This is a genomic window from Thermostichus sp. OS-CIW-29 (assembly GCF_054058195.1).
On record NZ_JBSSAB010000049.1, the window covers coordinates 1 to 17,793 of the forward strand.

At 57.8% G+C, this 17,793-nt stretch carries 14 protein-coding genes; 11 read left to right on the top strand and 3 right to left on the bottom strand.

Translation table 11 applies throughout. From position 1 onward, the window contains the following. Nucleotides 1-118 precede the first annotated feature (118 nt). From ACVWZJ_RS13215 to ACVWZJ_RS13225, 3 genes are read right to left on the bottom strand one after another with little or no spacing between them, the layout of a single operon-like run. Nucleotides 119-3,127: an ATP-binding protein gene (locus ACVWZJ_RS13215; protein ID WP_457396352.1), complete on the bottom strand. Its 3,009-nt coding sequence runs from the start codon at nt 3,125-3,127 to the stop codon at nt 119-121. A gap of 18 nt (nt 3,128-3,145) precedes the next feature. Then, nucleotides 3,146-3,787: an ABC transporter permease gene (locus tag ACVWZJ_RS13220; protein WP_414357695.1), complete on the bottom strand. Its 642-nt coding sequence runs from the start codon at nt 3,785-3,787 to the stop codon at nt 3,146-3,148. Further along, nucleotides 3,784-4,575: a hypothetical protein gene (locus ACVWZJ_RS13225; protein ID WP_457396355.1), complete on the bottom strand. Its 792-nt coding sequence runs from the start codon at nt 4,573-4,575 to the stop codon at nt 3,784-3,786. The genes ACVWZJ_RS13220 and ACVWZJ_RS13225 overlap by 4 nt, the downstream gene beginning before the upstream one ends. A 214-nt stretch (nt 4,576-4,789) precedes the next feature. On the opposite strand from ACVWZJ_RS13225, the gene ACVWZJ_RS13230 reads away from it, so the two are divergent. From ACVWZJ_RS13230 to ACVWZJ_RS13280, 11 genes are all read left to right on the top strand, one after another. Continuing rightward, the gene (locus tag ACVWZJ_RS13230; RefSeq protein WP_011431703.1) at nt 4,790-5,275 is read left to right on the top strand and encodes an ureidoglycolate lyase; all 486 of its coding nucleotides are present in this window, start codon (nt 4,790-4,792) and stop codon (nt 5,273-5,275) included. 573 nt (nt 5,276-5,848) lie between these two features. After that, nucleotides 5,849-5,995, top strand: coding sequence for a hypothetical protein (locus ACVWZJ_RS13235; RefSeq protein ID WP_187147246.1), 147 nt, complete (start codon nt 5,849-5,851; stop codon nt 5,993-5,995). 16 nt (nt 5,996-6,011) lie between these two features. After that, complete coding sequence (locus tag ACVWZJ_RS13240; RefSeq protein WP_071818131.1) at nt 6,012-7,151, top strand: CAP domain-containing protein; 1,140 nt, start codon at nt 6,012-6,014, stop codon at nt 7,149-7,151. A gap of 192 nt (nt 7,152-7,343) precedes the next feature. After that, complete coding sequence (locus tag ACVWZJ_RS13245; RefSeq protein ID WP_011431706.1) at nt 7,344-8,891, top strand: ferredoxin--nitrite reductase; 1,548 nt, start codon at nt 7,344-7,346, stop codon at nt 8,889-8,891. Nucleotides 8,892-8,952: 61 nt separating this feature from the next. Further along, nucleotides 8,953-10,275: a CmpA/NrtA family ABC transporter substrate-binding protein gene (locus ACVWZJ_RS13250; RefSeq protein ID WP_011431707.1), complete on the top strand. Its 1,323-nt coding sequence runs from the start codon at nt 8,953-8,955 to the stop codon at nt 10,273-10,275. Nucleotides 10,276-10,420: 145 nt separating this feature from the next. Continuing rightward, a complete protein-coding gene (ntrB, locus tag ACVWZJ_RS13255; protein ID WP_011431708.1) occupies nt 10,421-11,380 on the top strand; it encodes a nitrate ABC transporter permease in 960 nt (319 codons plus the stop codon). 72 nt (nt 11,381-11,452) lie between these two features. Then, the gene (locus tag ACVWZJ_RS13260; RefSeq protein ID WP_011431709.1) at nt 11,453-13,444 is read left to right on the top strand and encodes an ABC transporter ATP-binding/substrate-binding protein; all 1,992 of its coding nucleotides are present in this window, start codon (nt 11,453-11,455) and stop codon (nt 13,442-13,444) included. Between the two features lie 38 nt (nt 13,445-13,482). Continuing rightward, nucleotides 13,483-14,325 carry an ABC transporter ATP-binding protein gene (locus ACVWZJ_RS13265; protein ID WP_011431710.1) on the top strand — a complete coding sequence of 281 codons (843 nt, stop codon included), beginning with the start codon at nt 13,483-13,485 and terminating at the stop codon, nt 14,323-14,325. A 17-nt stretch (nt 14,326-14,342) separates the two neighbouring features. Further along, entirely contained in the window at nt 14,343-14,939 is a 597-nt protein-coding gene (locus ACVWZJ_RS13270) for a Uma2 family endonuclease (protein WP_011431711.1), read from the top strand. A gap of 86 nt (nt 14,940-15,025) precedes the next feature. Continuing rightward, nucleotides 15,026-17,161: a molybdopterin oxidoreductase family protein gene (locus ACVWZJ_RS13275; RefSeq protein ID WP_011431712.1), complete on the top strand. Its 2,136-nt coding sequence runs from the start codon at nt 15,026-15,028 to the stop codon at nt 17,159-17,161. Between the two features lie 24 nt (nt 17,162-17,185). Then, on the top strand, nt 17,186-17,686 hold the full coding sequence (locus ACVWZJ_RS13280; RefSeq protein ID WP_011431713.1) for a nitrate reductase associated protein: 501 nt from the start codon (nt 17,186-17,188) through the stop codon (nt 17,684-17,686). The last annotated feature ends 107 nt before the right edge of the window (nt 17,687-17,793 follow it).

Consider the following 17,793-nt stretch of genomic DNA (forward strand, 5'->3'; position numbering starts at 1 on the left):
AAGGTGATTGCGCTTTTGGGGGCTGCTGTAAACCAGCCTAGAGGTTCGTGGTTGGCTTGCCAACTGCAGGGCTGCCGAAAGCCCGCCCTGTACTGCGAAGCAGTCAGGGTCGGGTAGTTTACGTATGCCCCTCACCCCCAGCCTCTTTCCAAAAGGGGAGGTCTTCTGACATTGGGGGTGGGCCGGGCAATGGCGGAGCAGGATCCTCACCTTGGGGCAACCAAACTTGGAAATGCGTCCATCCATCCGAGCTGTTGACGGAGATATTCCCCCCCATATGCTCCACCAGTTGCTTCACCAAAGCCAGCCCCAGGCCGGTGCCGCCGTGCTTCCAGCGATCCGATTGCGGGATCCGGTAAAACTTTTCAAAGATGCGGGGCAGCTCTGGCTCTGGGATCTCGCTGCTGTTGCTGCAGACGAAGAGGATCCCCTCTCCTTCTGAGACAACCCGCAGGTGGATGGATCCCTCGGGGGCCGTGTACTTGATGGCGTTGTGCAGCAGCTCGCGCAGAATGCGCCCCAAGCAGGTGGGGTCGGCCCAAAGCGAGGGGATCCCTGCCTCCAGGTGCAGTTGCAGGTGTTGATGTTTGGCTTGGGCCAAAGGCTGAGCCCCGGCCAGCAAATCTTGTAAATACCGCGGCAGAAAAATATTCTCTGGTTGCAGCAGATACGTCCCGGCTCCCAGCCGTCGCATATCCAGCAGGTCGTTAATGAGCTCGATTTGCCGGTTGCACTCTTTCAGGGCAATGGTGAAGTAGTGCCGCTGTTTCTCGGGGTTATCGCGGGTCATTTGCAGCATTTGCAAGGCCATGCGCACATTGGTCATGGGGGTGCGCAGCTCGTGGGAGACGGTGCTGAGGAAATCATCCTTCAGCAGATTCAGCCGCTCCAATTCCTTCACCTGCGCTTGGGCTGCTTGGTACAAACGGGCTTGGCGGATGGCCAGGGCACATAGGTTGGCCACCTGATAGGCCAGTTGAATCTCGTCTTCGGAAAACTCTTGCTCCGGCAGCCGCTCCAACAGCAAAGCTCCCAGCCGCTTCTCTTTGTCCCAAAGGGTGCAGGCCAGCAGCCGCACCCAGCGTCCTTCCTTCCGACAACAGCAGTGGATTTTCCATTTCTGCTGTGAGGAAGAATGGGACTGCAGCAGGCGCAAGAACTCCGGGTCACTGGCGTAGTCTGGCCCATGCAAGGGATCCGCCCCGCCATCTTGAGCCACGTCAGAAGAGAGAGAGGGGGAGTAGCAGTAGCCAGGGATCCAGGTTGACCCATCTTCTAAAAGCAGCAGGATTTGGCAGCAGGTCAGGCTTAGCGCTTCGGCAAGGGCTCTGACCACTTCTTCAAGAATTTCCCCCTCGTTTAGGCTGACCACCATCCGGCTGCTGAGGGCGCGCAGCACCCCCTCAAAATACAAGGCCTGCTGCAGCTTGGCCGTGCGCAGCTCCACCTGGGCTTCCAGCTCCCGGTTGAGGGCTTGCAACTGTTGTTCTGCCCGCTTTTGCTCGGTGATCTCCCGCCCCACCGATAGGATCTCCACCAAGCGGCCTCGGCTGTCGAAAATGCCCTGATCTACCCAGCTAATCCAGCGGGACTGGCCGTTTTCTCCGGGGTACTCCCGCTCGCTGCAGTAGAAAGGATGCTCAGGCGTGAGAGCAGCAAAAGCTTGCAACACCTTAGCCTGCTCTTCTTCCGGCAGCCGATCCCGCCAAGGTTGGCCCACCACCTCCTCTGCCCGCCGACCGAAGAAGCGCAAGTAGGCAGGATTGACATAGGTGATGCAGGTATCGGGCCGAAAGCGGCAAATGAGCTCTGTCTGCTGCTCCACCACGGCGCGGTATTCTTGCTGCTGCTGCCAGAGACGATCCAGCAGGGCCTGCTGAGCTGCTGCCGCCTGCTGCCAGGCTTTGGTTAGCGTCTGCACCTCCTGGATGGGGCCGGGATCCAAAGGGGGCCAGGGCTGGAAGCCGCTTTGGATAAATTGCTCGGCTACTTGGGTGAGGCGGCGCAGGGGATGGGAGAGAGCTTCGCCGAGGAGGATCCCTGTCCCCAGCATGCTCAGCAATAGCCCACCCCCCAGCAGCGCAGCCTGTTGGGCGCCCCGATGGACTTCGGCCAGAAGGGTTGCCTCTGGGATCCCGTACACGAAATAAAAACCTAGCCTCCCTTTACTCTGGAGGGACTCCACCTCCACCCAGTAGGGGATCCCGCCAACCACGAGGCGCAGCGAATTCTGAGAAGAGGCCGTCTCCCAGGAGCCCACCTGCTCTTGCACAGCCACCAGCAGCGGATGGGGAGCAGGCCCCGCCGTACTGGCCACCACCTGTCCTTCCTCGTCCAGCAGAAAACTCACCTCTGCAGGAGAACGGCCTTCCATCTGTTCCAGAAAGGCTTGAAGCTGCCGGACGGAGAGGGAAGCCACTAAGCTGCCGTAAACCCGCCCCCCCGAGTCGGTCAGGGATAGGGACGTCATGATCAGCCGCTCTGGATCCTGGGCAGGAAGCTCCGCAAAAAATCGGGTTACCACCCAAGTGTCGCGGATCCCTTCCGACTGCAGGAGCTGGGGAAACCAGAACAACTGCCTCAGATCCACAAAGCCCAACTGGCGAGTGAACCCTGTGGGATCCCCTGTTTCCGGATCCCGTTGGCGGCCCTGGGCGGATCCCGGCAGCAGGCTGGGGGTGTGGTAAGTCCAGATCGACCCATTGGCGTGACGGCGGGCGATCACAAACCCCCCTTGAGCCGAGACAAAGCCGACATAGCTGAGCTCAGGAAATGGCTGCAACTGGCGGGCAAAGTGAGCTTCCAGCACCTCTAGATCGGCTGGGCTGGGGGTTGTCAAATCGGGCAGCAGCCCCCCCCTCACTGCCCCTTGATTGAGGGCATTGATCTGAAGGGGAATTTGCAAATATCTGGCAAGATGCTCTTCGGTGCGGTCGGTAACTTCCCGCCTCAGTTGCTCCGTCAAGCGCAGCGCCAGGTGTCGCCCGCCCTGCCAGGAGAGATAGGCCACTCCCCCCACTCCCCCTGCTACTGAGAGCACTAGGGGCAGCAGCAACGCCACCCGCAAAGGAATGGAGCGGAAAGGCCACCGGGATCGCACTTCAGAAGAACTAGAGGAAGACAGCATGGGATCCCTCACAGAACCTCAGGCTTGGGGAGGTTCCAAAGCCCGCTGCAGAGTGCCAAGGCCGATCTCGGCCGCAATAGCCAGAAGGGCCACTGGAACCGCCCCCACCAGCAAGATAGCGTTGTCATAGAGAGCAAACCCCAGGGTGATAAAAGTACCCAGCCCTCCCGCGCCGATAAACGCTGCTAGCGTAGCACTGGCAATCACCTCAATGGTAGCCGTTTTAACACCGGCCAAGATCACCGGCAAGGCCAAAGGGATCTCCACGTGCCGCAGTACCTGGGCAGGAGTCATGCCCATGCTCAGGGCAGCTTCCCGCAGGGCCGGCTCAAGGCTGCGGAAGGCCACATCCGTGCTGATCAGAATGGGGGGCAAAGCCAGGAGGGTTAGGGCGACGACTGCCGAACGGAAGCTAAGGCCAAAATAGGGGATGGCCAAAAACAAAATGGCCAAACTGGGGATCACCCGCAGGCTGCTGAACGCATTGATCACCACCAGAGAAAGCATCTGGGAGCGGGAGCTGAAAAAACCCAGCGGCAAACCCAACAGCAGCCCCATTCCCAAAGGCACCGCCACCAGTTGTAGGTGTTGGACGAAAGCTTGAAACAGCATGTCGCTGTGGTTCTGGGCGTAGCTGAGGGAGCGGGCCAAAAGGCTCATTGCCAATCCGAGTTGCCGTCTGTATCCTGCCTATCTTCCCTAATGGTGTCTGGATCCCTGCTTGGGGGGTGGTTGGCTTCTCGCTCTTGCAAACGGCGGATTTGGGAGCGCACCTGCAAAGCAATCTGTAAAGCAGTCTCTAGGATACGACCCTGTTCGCTGGCCTGCTCGCTCACCTGCAGAGCTGTCAAAGCTGCCAAGTTATCGCCGAAGAACTCGCTCTGCTGCTCGATCAAGTCTTCGTTTTGCCGCAAGATCCGTTCGGTTTTCAAGGCGCGGATGAGATCGGCCCGGGTCAGCTTCAGGGCTTCGATCACCTCAGCCCTCTGGGCCAGCTTCACCTCGGGGTTGCCCGCTTCCACCAACTGGTCGTTGACGTGGATGGCCTGGATGATTCGGTTGTAGCGATCCACTTCCCCCAGCAAGTTCAACAGCAGCGGCATGCGGCGGCTGCGGAAAATCCAATAGGCTTGGCCCAGGGCGGCAATAGCCGCCAGGATCCCCCATTCCACCGGCCAAGTGCCCCAAGTGGCCTGTAGGCCAGGGATCCAAATCCGCCCCACCAGGGTAAGTAGGGATCCCCCTGTCCAGAAGGTCAAGAAACGCAAGAACAAGTCCAGCGTCACCAGCAAGCGTAGGAGATCCCAGAAAGCGGAGAACTGGCGCAGACGGTCTTTAAAACGACGAACGGGCCGAGGCCGATACAACCAAGCCACCGGCACTTGAGAGAGGCTTTGAACTTGAGCTGGGGAGATGATCAGCTCTTGTAAGTCCCGCTGCATCGCCATTTGCTCTGCTGAGGCTGGGAAGTTTTCCCATTGTACTTGCGACCTTGAGCAGCTTGGGCTTGCTCAGGGATCCCTTCCAGAAGGGAAGCTGCCTGGCCAAGTCTCGATAGAATGGGGTTCGCTGGGCTGTTTGCGTCTTCACGCCCTCGTGCTCACGTTGTAGGGCAACAGTGAGACACAAGACAGCTCGTCAAACGCAAAGGAGAAGAGCAGGGTGACCAGCCAATTGCGCCAACTGAAGGCCCATCTCGCTGAACCGGAAAACTTTGCCCCCTACGGACAGGTCATTTGCCCCACTCCCGATCACAAACCCTTCGACAGTCAAGATGCTCAGTTGTTCTTGAATCAAGGGCAGCCCCGCTTTTACATCATGCGCTTGCCTCGCCGCGGCCTCAAGTTTACTCAGATCACCCACCACATCCGCTGCACCCAGTGCCTGGGATCCCTCAATGGCAAGGAGTGGTTTATTGGTGTTGCACCCCCTGCCGATGAGCTGCACGTGGATCAGATTCAAGCCTTTCGGGTGCCTGGGGATCGCTTTATCAAACTGGAGATGGGTACCTGGCATGCCGGCCCCTATTTTGACCACGAAGAGTTCATCGATTTCTACAACTTGGAGCTGGCCGACACCAACATCACCGATCACGAAACCATAAACTTACTCCAAACCTACAACCTGGAGTTCCAGATCACCCCCTGACAAGCTTTTGGGGATCCCTTATCAATCGGGCAAAAAGCAGCATTGATCACAGCAATCTTTCGCTTGAGCGCAAGAAGAGCATGCCTCTAACCCCCAAAACCCTGAACTTTGCTGAATTTACTGAGCTTTAGGCGGTTTGGCAAAAGTCATTGAGAGGGATATAGTAGACCAAGTTTCCCCCTGATCCTTGAGTCCACCGCAACGGTTGCCGGGAAGTGAAGGGGGAAAGCGCTCGGGGGGTATTCCTCAGGGCTTTGCGGGATACCGCCTTCCTGTTTGGACTCCGTCCCGCTGACGCGAACAGAGATAGGCAGGATGCGCTCGCTTCTTTCCTGAACCATGTTCAGGAGAGTTCAGCGTGAATGTATCAGTTGTGGGGATCCGTACTCCACTATGGGTGGAGAGAAAAAGTGGGCTTGGATCCCAGTCCTAGTGGATGTAGCCGACTTGGGTGAGCGTTCCTTGACTTGGGCTTAAGTTATACCCTTGTCGCCATGGATCTTGGTGCTGTAACCCACCTGGCCAGGTGATAGAACAGGATCAAACCCAGCAGCATTTGGGAGGTTTGTTGTCATGGCTACGTTGCAACCCAAAGTGACCCACCAGCTTTTGGCGGCCTTAGCCCTGTTTGCCTGTCTGGGCTTGTTGCCTGCTTGTGGCGAGAGCAGCAGCAGCACCGTCAGCCCCCCCAGCATCACCCCCACCCCCACCGGCTCATAATTCGGCTGGTTTTTGCATGCCCTTGCAGCGGTTGCCCAAGTTGGTTCAGCTTTGGGCTTTGAGGATCGTGGGGATCTTTTGTCTTTGTCTGCTGGCGGCCTGTGGAGGATCCCCTACCTCGATGGAGCCACCGCGGGCAGGGGAAGTGCCGATTGCCAGCTTCCTGTGCCGGTTGGATCGCCAGACCCGCAGCTTCACGGGGCCTATTTACGCCGAACAGCCCCAGGTTGCCACCTGCAACCCCGGTCGCCTTACGCCTGCAGCAGCCCAAAAGATGATGGATCGGCTGAATTTTCTACGGCTGTTGCACCAGTTACCGCCGGTGAAGCTCAATCCTCAGTTCCTAGAAGCCGCCCAGCAAGCGGCCTTGATGCAGGTAGCCAATGGTACTCTCAGCCACCAGCCGCCCCCTTCTTGGCGCTGCTTTACCCCTGCTGGGGAGGCGGGATCCCGCTTCAGCAACCTGGCGGTTGGGCCCATCCTAGAGCTGAACGGCCCCGATCCAGGCCGGGTGTTGGCGCGGCAGGTGGACATCTATTTTGCCGAGCCAGGTCGAGAAAACTTTGTGGATGTGGGGCATCGCCGCTGGAACCTGTATCCTCAGTACGCCCAGGGGGCCTACGGCATTGTCTTTGACCCACGGGCTGGACGGGTGACCCAGGCCAACGCCAACTGGATCTTCGGTTTTGACGAGTCGGTGCCAGATCCAGAGTTCATCGCCTTCCCGGAGAAAGACGGCTACCTCTACCGCCTAGAAGGGTTTTCCGGCCAGCCCCTGTCTGCCTACCGCTGGTCTTTCTCGGTGCCCAGCCGTGGCGGCAAGGCTGATCTCAGCCAAGCCCAAGTCCGCATCACCGATGCCCTCAGCGGCGAGCCGGTGCCTGTTGGAGATCTCCGCGTGGGGGATCCCGCCTTTGGCCTGGAAACTTTGACCTACTCCGTGGGTTCGATCCAGCCCAATCGCAACTACACCTTTGAAATTAGCGGCATTCGCCTCAACGGTGGCCCCCCCCGCAGTTACCGCTACACCACCGCTCTCTACGACTGCGATCCCCAAACTTCCCAACGGCCCGCACCCCTCACCGAAGGGCTGGGGATCCCGCCCCGTCTGCTCTGGCAGAGGGAGCCTTTCAACTCTTTCAACCCTCTCAACTAGCTTTTCCTCACCCCCAGCCCCTTTCCCAAAGGGGAGAGAGGAGTCTGCTGCTCCTGGAAGCTTGACTTTATGCATAAAGCGCAATTCGAGAATGACAAAACTGCATAACCTGTTACAGAGTGTAACTGCCAATACCAAAGTTAACAGTTCGTCATCGCTAGAGTAGCCAGTGTTCACCCCACAGCAGCGATCATGGCGAACCAATTTGAACGCCTCAAAAGCGAAAAGGATGGGCTGGCGGTCAAGGCCGAGCTGGAGGCGTTTGCCCGGATGGGTTGGGAGAACATTCCTGAAGACGACCGGGATCACCGCCTCAAGTGGCTGGGGATCTTCTTTCGCAAGCGCACCCCAGGTCAGTTCATGCTGCGGCTGCGCCTGCCCAATGGGATCCTAACCAGCGGCCAAATGCGGATGTTGGGCGCAATCATCCACCCCTATGGAGAACAGGGCGTAGCCGACATCACCACCCGGCAGAACCTGCAACTGCGGGGCATCCCCATCGAGGAAATGCCCCAGATCCTGGGCTACCTGAAAGAGGTAGGCCTGACCAGCATCCAGTCGGGCATGGACAACGTGCGCAACATCACGGGATCCCCTCTGGCCGGTATTGACCCGGACGAGCTGATCGATGTGCGCGGTCTCACCCGCAAGGTGCAGGACATGATCACCAACAACGGCGAGGGCAACCCTTCCTTCAGCAACCTGCCGCGCAAGTTCAACATCGCCATCTGCGGTTGTCGCGACAACTCCGTGCATGCGGAGATCAACGACCTGGCCTTTGTGCCCGCCTTCAAAAATGGCCGCCTGGGCTTCAACGTCCTGGTGGGCGGCTTTTTCTCGGCTCGCCGCTGCGCCGAGGCAATTGGCCTAGATGTCTGGGTGGATCCCCGCGATGTGGTTCCTCTGTGCGAGGCGGTGCTGCTGGTCTACCGGGATCACGGCCTGCGGGCCAACCGGCAAAAGGCGCGGTTGATGTGGCTCATTGACGAGTGGGGCCTAGAGAAGTTCCGGGCGGCTGTGGAGCGCCAGACTGGCCACCCTCTGCTCAGGGCAGCGGAAAAAGATGAGGTGGTCTGGCACAAGCGGGATCTGCTGGGGGTGCATGCCCAGAAGCAGCCGGGCCTCAACTTTGTCGGCCTGCACGTGCCTGTGGGGCGGCTCAACGCCCTGGAGATGATGGAGCTGGCCCGCTTGGCGGAGGTGTACGGCTCCGGGGAGCTGCGGCTGACGGTGGAGCAGAACGTGCTCATCCCCAATGTGCCCGACTCCCGAGTGGCCCCGCTCCTCAAAGAGCCGCTCTTGAAGAAGTTCTCCCCCAACCCAGGGCCCTTGCAGCGGGGGTTGGTGTCCTGTACGGGCAACCAGTTCTGCAACTTTGCCCTTATCGAGACCAAAAACCGGGCTGTGGCCTTGATGGAGGAGCTGGAGGCGGAGCTGGAGATCCCCCAAACGGTGCGCATCCACTGGACGGGCTGCCCCAACTCCTGCGGCCAACCCCAAGTAGCCGATATCGGCCTTATGGGCACCACTGCTCGCAAGGACGGCAGGGTGGTGGAGGCCGTGGACATCTACATGGGGGGAGAGGTGGGCAAAGACGCCAAGCTGGGCGAATGCGTGCGCAAAGGGATCCCTTGCGAAGACCTCAAGCCGGTCTTGGTGGAGTTGCTCAGGGAGCACTTTGGGGCCAGGCCGCGTCAGCATCCGTCCGCCGCCCAGGCTTCTGTTTTGGTAACCCGCTAGCGGTTCTGTTGCCGTCCTGAAAGTTTTTCTTTCTTCGTCGTTGTAAATCTTGGAGGTTTCGATGTCTAAGCTGTTCAGCACTTCCTCTCCCGTCTCCCGTCGGCAATTTTTGGCCGGGGTGGCTGCTCTCACGGCTGGGGCGGCCACGGCTGGGATCCCGCGCGCCCAATCGCAATCCTTGGGCAAAGGCTACTGGGTGGCGCAGGCCGATACTCCCGAAACCACCAGCGCCAAGCTGGGGTTCATCGCTCTAACCGACGCGGCCCCCCTGATCATCGCCAAAGAGAAGGGGTTTTTCGACAAGTACGGCATGAAAGATGTGGAGGTGGTCAAGCAGGCCTCTTGGGGCACCACCCGCGACAACTTGGTGCTGGGATCCGCCGCCGGCGGCATCGATGGGGCACACATCCTCACCCCCATGCCCTACCTCATCACCACCGGCAAAGTTACCGATGGCAAGCCGGTGCCTATGTACATTTTGGCCCGTCTCAATCTGGACGGTCAGGGCATTAGCATTTCCAACCAATATCGGGATTTGCAAATCGGCCTGGATAGTTCCCCCCTCAAGGCCAAGTTTGCCGAGGTCCGAGCTGCCGGCGGGGATCCCAAATGTGCAATGACCTTCCCTGGTGGCACCCACGACGTGTGGATGCGCTACTGGCTGGCCGCAGGCGGGATCGATCCCACTAGCGACGTCTCCATCATTGTGGTGCCGCCGCCGCAGATGGTGGCCAATATGAAATCCAGAACCATGGAAGCCTTCTGTGTGGGCGAGCCTTGGAATGCCCAGCTGGTGAACCAAAAAGAGGGGTATAGTGCCCTCACCACCGGCGAGCTGTGGAACGGCCACCCGGAAAAGGCCTTTGCCCTGCGGGCCGACTGGGTGGATGCGCACCCGAAAGCCACCCTTGCCCTGTTGAAAGCGGTGCTGGAAGCCCAGATCTGGTGCGACCAGATGGAAAACAAAGAGGAGATGTGTCGCATCATCGGCGACCGCCGCTGGCTGGGGGTTCCCGTGACCGATATCTTGGGCCGTTCTCGGGGCACTTTTGACTACGGCACCGGCAAGGTCGTTGAAAACAGCCCCCACCTGATGAAGTTCTGGCAGAACTACGCTTCCTACCCCTTCAAGAGCCACGATCTCTGGTTCTTGACCGAAAACATTCGCTGGGGTTACCTACCTGCCGACACCGATACCAAAGCCTTGGTGGAGCGGGTGAATCGGGAAGAACTCTGGCGGGAAGCTGCCAAAGCCATTGGCCAGGAGGCGGCCATTCCCCCCAGCCCTTCCCGAGGAGTGGAAACCTTCTTCGACGGGGTGCAGTTCGATCCCGAAAATCCTGCCGCCTACCTGGAGAAATTGGCGATTAAGAAGCTGGCCTAATTTCCCAACTTTCCCCAGCAAGTTAGCTGCAAACCCTCTGTCCAGGAGAGAAGGGATCCCCGAATCCCCACAAAGAGTGTTCAACTGAAACCCCTTCTCTCTTGGGATCCTCTTAAGTTGACTTCAACCTTACTCCCAGCAAGCCATGAGGATTTTCCACTCTGCCCTACAGTTGGGCTACCACCTCTTTCGGATCCTGCTTCCCCTACTGGTTGGCCTAGGCCACTGGCTGCTGAAAACCGGCCAAGGTTCTGTTCTTCAGTCCAGTACCGGAATCGGTTCCCCCGCCAGTTCTGCACCTTCTTCTGCTTGGCGGCAAAGAGTCCAAATCCACAAAGCGCTGCGTCGCATTCTGTTGCCCGCTACGGCCATTTTGCTCGTCCTGATTCTCTGGCAAATCATTTACAGCCGCCCCGGAGCCAACTTGCCCACCCCTCTCCAGGTTTGGCAGGACACCTGGGATCCCCTCATTAAAGATCCCTTTTTTGACTATGGCGGCAATGCCAAAGGGCTGTTCTGGCAAATTTGGGCCAGCTTGCGGCGGGTGTTCATTGGGTTTGCCCTGGCCGGCTTGGTGGGGGTTGTGGGCGGCATGATCATCGGGGTCAATCGCTGGCTGTACGAGGCTTTGGATCCCATTTTTCAGGTGCTGCGCACGGTGCCGCCTTTGGCCTGGCTGCCGATTTCTTTGGCTGCCTTTCGAGATGCCAACCCTTCCGCCATTTTCGTAATCTTCATTACGGCCCTCTGGCCCATTTTGATCAACACCGTTGTCGGCGTACAGCAGATCCCACAGGACTACCGCAACGTGGCCAGAATTGTGCGCATGTCCGGCTGGAAGTACTTTTTCAAAATCGTTTTCCCGGCAACTGTGCCCTATATTTTTACCGGCTTGCGCATTGGGGTGGGCTTGTCTTGGCTGGCCATTGTGGCAGCGGAAATGTTGATTGGCGGTGTGGGCATCGGGTTCTTCATCTGGGATGCCTGGAATAGCTCCCGCATCAGCGAAATCATTCTGGCTTTGATCTATGTCGGGATGGTGGGTCTTCTGCTGGATCGGATCACGGCTTGGATTGGCTCGCTGGTGGTGGCTGAGGATCGCTAAATGAGCTTGGCCGAGTTTTAGATTGGTTGCTGACAATTTCTCCATGCTCTCAGAAATCATCTCAGGGGAATCATGAAGACTCAGCCTTACATTGAAGTGGATCATGTCGACAAGGAATTTCTCCTCGACAACGGAGAGGTCTATCCTGTCCTGAAAGACATCCACCTGGAGATCCAAAAGGGGGAATTTGTCTCGTTGATCGGCCACTCCGGCTGTGGCAAATCGACCCTGCTCAACATCATCGCCGGCCTGGAAAAGCCTTCCCGCGGAGGCATTCTCCTGGAGGGCCGACAGGTTACAGATCCCGGCCCAGATCGCATGGTGGTGTTTCAGAACTATTCCCTGCTGCCCTGGCTGACCGTGCGGGAGAACGTTGCCCTGGCTGTGGACGAGGTGCTGGGATCCCTTCCCAAAGCAGAGCGAAGCCGGATTGTGGAAGAGCACATCCGCCAGGTGGGGTTGCAGGGGGCAGCCGACAAGCGACCGGCCCATCTGTCAGGAGGGATGAAACAGCGGGTAGCCATTGCCCGGGCTTTGGCCATCCGTCCGCGGGTGCTGCTGTTGGATGAGCCCTTTGGCGCTCTGGATGCCTTGACGCGCGGCAACCTGCAGGAGCAACTGATGGAGATTGCCCAGGCGGAGCAGCTCACCTGTGTCATGGTTACCCACGATGTGGATGAGGCGCTGCTGCTTTCGGATCGGGTGGTAATGATGACCAATGGCCCGGAGGCCCGCATTGGCCAGATTTTGCGGATCCCTTTTCCTCGACCCCGCCATCGTTTGGAAGTGGTGCGTCACCCCGACTACTACAGCCTGCGGGGAGAGATGATCTACTTTCTCAACCAGCAAAAGCGGGCTCGCCAAAAAACGCCTGTTCGCGTGGCCATTGCCAAACACGGCCTGGAGAAGGTCAATTTGGAGATTGGCTTTGTGCCCCTCAACGACTGCGCGCCTCTGGTGGTGGCGCAGGAAAAAGGCCTGTTTCAAAAGCATGGCCTGGAGCAGGTCACCCTGGTGCGGGAGCCAGGCTGGAAGACCATCTGGGAAGGGATCCGCTCCGGTCGGCTGGATGCGGCCATGGTGGTGGCCGGGATCCCGTTGGCTTCCACCTTGGGAGTAGGGGGAGTTCCGGTGCCTTTGGTAACCGCCTTAACCCTCTCCCGTGGCGGCAACGCCATTACCTTTGGGCGCAGACTTTTGGAGCGAGGCGTTCAAAGCCTGGCGGATTTTCGCCAATACCTCAACCACACCCCCGACACAGTCCACACCCTGGGAGTGGTTCATCCGGCTTCCATGCAAAACTTCCTGTTGCGGCACTGGCTGGCCGGTGGGGGGGTGGATCCGGATCGGGACGTTACGTTGACGGTGATCCCACCCCCGCAGATGGTGGCCCACCTCAAGGCCGGCAACATCGATGGCTACTGCGTGGGCGAGCCCTGGAACTCCCGCGCCGTGCGGGAACAGTTGGGATTTATCGTCACCACCACTCTCGAAATCTTGCCCAGCCACATTGAAAAAGTGCTGACAGTGCGCCAGGATTGGGCGCAAAACTACCCCCGTACCCATGTAGCTCTGGTCAAGGCACTACTGGAGGCTTGTCACTACTGCGATCAGCCGCAGCACCGTTCTGAGATCTTGGAGTGGCTGGCTCAGCCCCAGTATGTGGGCGTGGCCCTGGAGGATCTGCAGCCGGGGTGGACGGGTATTCTGCAGCGGGGAATTGCCGATGAATCCCAAGCCCTCACCGGTTTTCACCAGTTTGCCAACGGGCGCAACACCTGTCCGGAAAGATTGGAACACCTCTGGATCCTGACGCAGATGGCTCGCTGGGGACTCTGCGCTTTTCCCCGCAATTGGGTTTCGGTTCTCGACCAAGTTCTGGACAGCGAAACCTACGCCCTAGCCGCCAGAGAACTGGGCCTTCCGGATCGGGCCCACGACCGCGGAGCTTTACTCTTTGGCGATGGATCCCGCTTTGACGGAGAGGATCCCGTTGCTTACCTGGAGTCGGTGGCCATCCGGCAGGATCTGAAGCTGCAGGAGTACCAGCTCAGCGAAGTTTAGCTTTTGTTACCTTAAACTCTCGATTGGAAAACACCATGATGACCAGTTCTCGCCTATCTTCCTCACCGCTATCTTCTGCATCTCCGGTTGCAGGACTGCCCCTTCTTTGTCTTCAGAATGTGGGCAAGACCTACTTCACCTCAGCAGGGCCCTTCGTTGCGCTGGAAAATATCAATCTGGAAGTGGCCGCCGGTGAGTTTGTTTGCATTATCGGCCACTCGGGTTGTGGCAAATCCACCTTGATCAACATGGTGGCGGGTTTTTCGACTCCCACTTCGGGATCCATCGCCCTCAAGGGCCAGCCCATCACCTCCCCAGGGCCAGATCGGATGATGGTGTTTCAACATTATTCCCTTTTGCCCTGGCTGACTGCCTTTGAAAATATTTATCTGGTGGTGGATCAGGTTTACCCAAACAAATCCCGGCGGGAGAAAAGGGAAATCGTTGAAGAACACCTAGAATTGGTAGGTTTAGCAGAGGCAGCCCACAAGCGGCCCAAGCAGCTTTCTGGAGGCATGAAGCAAAGGGTAGCCATTGCCCGTGCTCTTGCCGTTCGTCCGCAAGTTTTGCTCTTGGATGAGCCTTTTGGGGCCTTGGATGCCATTACCAAGGAAGATCTACAAGATGAGCTGCTGGCCATTTGGCGGGATCACCGCTGCACAGTTTTGATGATTACCCACGACATCGACGAGGCTCTCTACTTGTCAGACCGTGTGGTGATGATGACCAACGGCCCCGCTGCCCATATTGGTGAGATCTTGACCATTCCCTTTGAGCGACCGCGCATCCGCTCCCGCATTATGGAAATGCCTGAGTTCTACGAATTGCGTAACCGCGCCCTTGACTTCCTCTATCGCCGCTTTGCCCATGGAGGGGATTGAGCTAGGGTTCAAAATACTTGGAGAGGGAAGTTGATGGCCGCTGCTCCGGTTCAGGTAGTTCCAACCGATCTCCCAATGGAGGAGCGGGTCTTGCCCTGCCCAAAACCCTTGCCGACTGTCTGGCCAACCCAGTTGCTCCAACCAAATGGGTAGATGGCTACATTGTGGAGAAAGTGGGGCAAACCTTAGGGCATGCAAAGATCCAAACCCGACTTCTCTTCCGTTGGCTCGGTTATGTTGAATGTCTGCCATTGGGGGGTATGGTTTTGGTGAAGGCTCCCTGCCAAACGACAGGCAAAGTCAGAAGACCTGATGTTGCCTACCTGTCTCCAGATTTAATCCAGCAATTTGGAGAGGATATTGCCACTTTGCCGCAGAGCTATCCCCTCACCGGAGAGATCCTCTCCCCAACCGACTCTGGAGAGGACATTTTCTTGAAAGCCCAGGAGTATCTCAGCTCCGGTGCGCTGGAAGTCTGGCTGGTTTTTCCCAAAAGCAAATTTATTTTTATCCAGACTCAGGATCGCCACCTTTGGCTAACCGAACAAGAGACTGCCAAAAGCCAGGTTGTATTGCCCGGATTTGAGATCCAAGTGGCCGATCTCCTCGGCTGAGAGATCCTTAACCTGATGGCCTATCGGGATCCAAAATGCAAGACACTTATCCATCCTGACAGGGATCCCCACTCATGGTGACCGCGATGGAGCCGGAAAAAGCCGTCATCAAAACCCTATGTCCCTACTGCGGCGTAGGGTGTGGATTGGAAGCGGTTTCGACAGCCTCAGGTGGCTGGAAAATAAGAGGCGACCGGGAGCATCCTTCCAGCTTGGGGATGGTCTGTGTAAAGGGGGCTACGGTTCTGGAGGCAGTTGGTCGAGATCGGCTGCTCTATCCCCTGTTTCGGGAGAGCTTGGGCCAGCCCTTTCGTCGCATTTCTTGGGATCAGGCTTTTGAGGAGATGGTTTCTCGGCTGCGCTGCCTCAAAGACAACCCTCACTCCATGGCTATGTATGGATCGGGGCAGTTGCTCACTGAAGACTATTACGTTGCTCAAAAGCTCATTAAGGGCTGCCTGGGCACCAACAATTTCGACACCAACTCGCGCCTGTGCATGTCCTCAGCCGTCTCGGCCTACACCCAATCCCTGGGATCCGATGGCCCCCCCTGCTGCTACGAGGATCTCGATCTCTGCAATCTGGCTTTTCTGGTGGGCACCAACACCGCCGAGTGCCATCCGATTCTTTTTAATCGCTTGAAGAAGCGGCACAAGCCCGGATCCCCCCTCAAAATGGTGGTCGTGGATCCCCGGCGCACTCAGACAGCAGAAGCTGCCGATCTCCACTTAAAAATTCGCCCCGGTACGGATATCGATCTTTTCAATGGGATTGCCCATTTGTTGTTAAAGTGGGGATCCATTGCTGCTGATTTTATCGAGGGCTGCACCCAAGGTTTTGCTGAATATGCAGCTTTGCTGGCCGATTATGAACCGCAGATTGTGGCCCAGCGCTGCGGAATTGCCACCGAGGATTTGATCGAAGCAGCCAAGCTTTGGCAGGGATCCCAAAGGGTTCTCTCCCTTTGGTCGATGGGCCTAAACCAGTCCAGTGAGGGCACCGCCAAGATCACCAGCTTAATCAACCTGCATCTCCTGACCGGGCAAATTGGCCGACCGGGGACGGGCCCCTTTTCCTTGACCGGCCAGCCCAATGCCATGGGCGGTCGAGAGGCAGGGGGGTTATCCCATCTGCTGCCGGGATATCGGCTGGTGAGCCAGCCCCAGCATCGGGCAGAGGTGGAGCAGGCTTGGGGTTTGCCCGGCGGCTCCATCTCCCCCCACCCAGGACTGAGGGCCACCGAGATGATTGCCGCTCTGGAGACGGGATCCCTGCAGTTCTTCTGGATTGTGGCCACTAATCCTTTGGTGAGCTTTCCGGATCTGGAACGGGTCAAAAAAGCCCTGAAAAAGTCTCCCTTTACTGTTTATCAAGAGGCTTATTACCCTACAGAAACGGCAGAATATGCCCATTTGCTTTTGCCTGCCTGTCAGTGGAGCGAGAAAACCGGGGTGATGACCAACTCCGAGCGCAGGGTTACCCTTTGTCAAGCCTTTCGAGATCCCCCTGGCGAAGCCCGACCCGATTGGGAGATCTTTGCTGAAGTGGGGCGCAGGTTGGGCTTTGAAGCGCAATTTTCCTTCCAAACCGCGGCAGAGGTTTATGCAGAATTTGCCGCCCTTACCGCAAATCGCCTCTGCGATCACTCCGGCCTCAGCCATGCCCTTTTGGCAGAACGAGGCCCTCAGCAATGGCCTTATCCCAAAGAAAGAACCTCGGCCCCTAAGTCCACTCGCCTCTACACAGATTGGCGTTTCCCGACCCCCGATGGCCGCGCCCGCTTTATCCCCCACCATTCCCGTGGCCTAGCAGAGCCGCCGGATCCCCAGTTTCCCTACGTATTAACCACGGGCAGGCTTTACGGCCATTGGCACACCCAAACCCGCACCGGCAGGATTGAAAAAATCAAGCAAATGCACCCCCAACCCTTTATTGAAATCCATCCTCGCGATGCGGAAAAGCTGGGCATCCAAGATGGAGATTGGGTTCAAGTGCGTTCTGCCCGCGGGCGGGCCTATTTCCCGGCCAAGATAACTGCCAACATCGCCCCTGGAACAGTGTTTGTGCCCATGCACTGGGGATCCCTCTGGGCAGAACAAGCCGAGTGTAATGCCCTTACCCATGACATCAGTTGTCCCGATTCCGGCCAGCCGGAATTAAAAGCCTGTGCCGTTGCTCTTGAGAAAGCCGACCCACCGCTCAAGCAATCCCCTCAACTCTAGATTTGGTTCCTAATCGAGGTTCCCATGACTCTGTTTCAGTTTGAGCAAGATTTTGCCGACTCTCTGCGATGCATCCCCATGACCTTGCGCCTAAAGCTGGATTTGTGCGGGATCAAGCTCAAGCTCCATCAATGGGCCAAGTTTTCCTTAGAAGAGCGGCGGAAGTGTGTTGATTGGCCCTCTGAATCTCCACAGGATCTAGAAGAACTCCGCAACCATCTGCGCCATTTGGTTCGCTCCATCTGCCACGAAGAGGCGCAAGAGATTCCCATTGATCCCCAGCCTGAATGGCAAAATCCCAACCAGATCCCAATGGCTGTCCAACAAAAAGCTCAAGACCTGGGGATCCGGCTTGCCCTCGATTTCTGGAGAAACTTGCACGATATCCAGAGATTTGCCTTGCTGAAGTTGAGCCGATCCCATCACGAAAACAAAAATTTCTTGCCCGCTCTGCGAGAGTTTGGCCTGAAGATGGCGAGGGATGGTGATTGCAGTTACTGTAAACTACCCGGCTCCGACCGCTAAGCGATACGGAGCGGGCTTTCAGTAGCCCTGAGCCTGTTCTGCTCTACCAGAGAACAAAACAAGCCCGGACCTCTAGGCTGGTTTACGACAGCCCCCAAGAGCGCAAT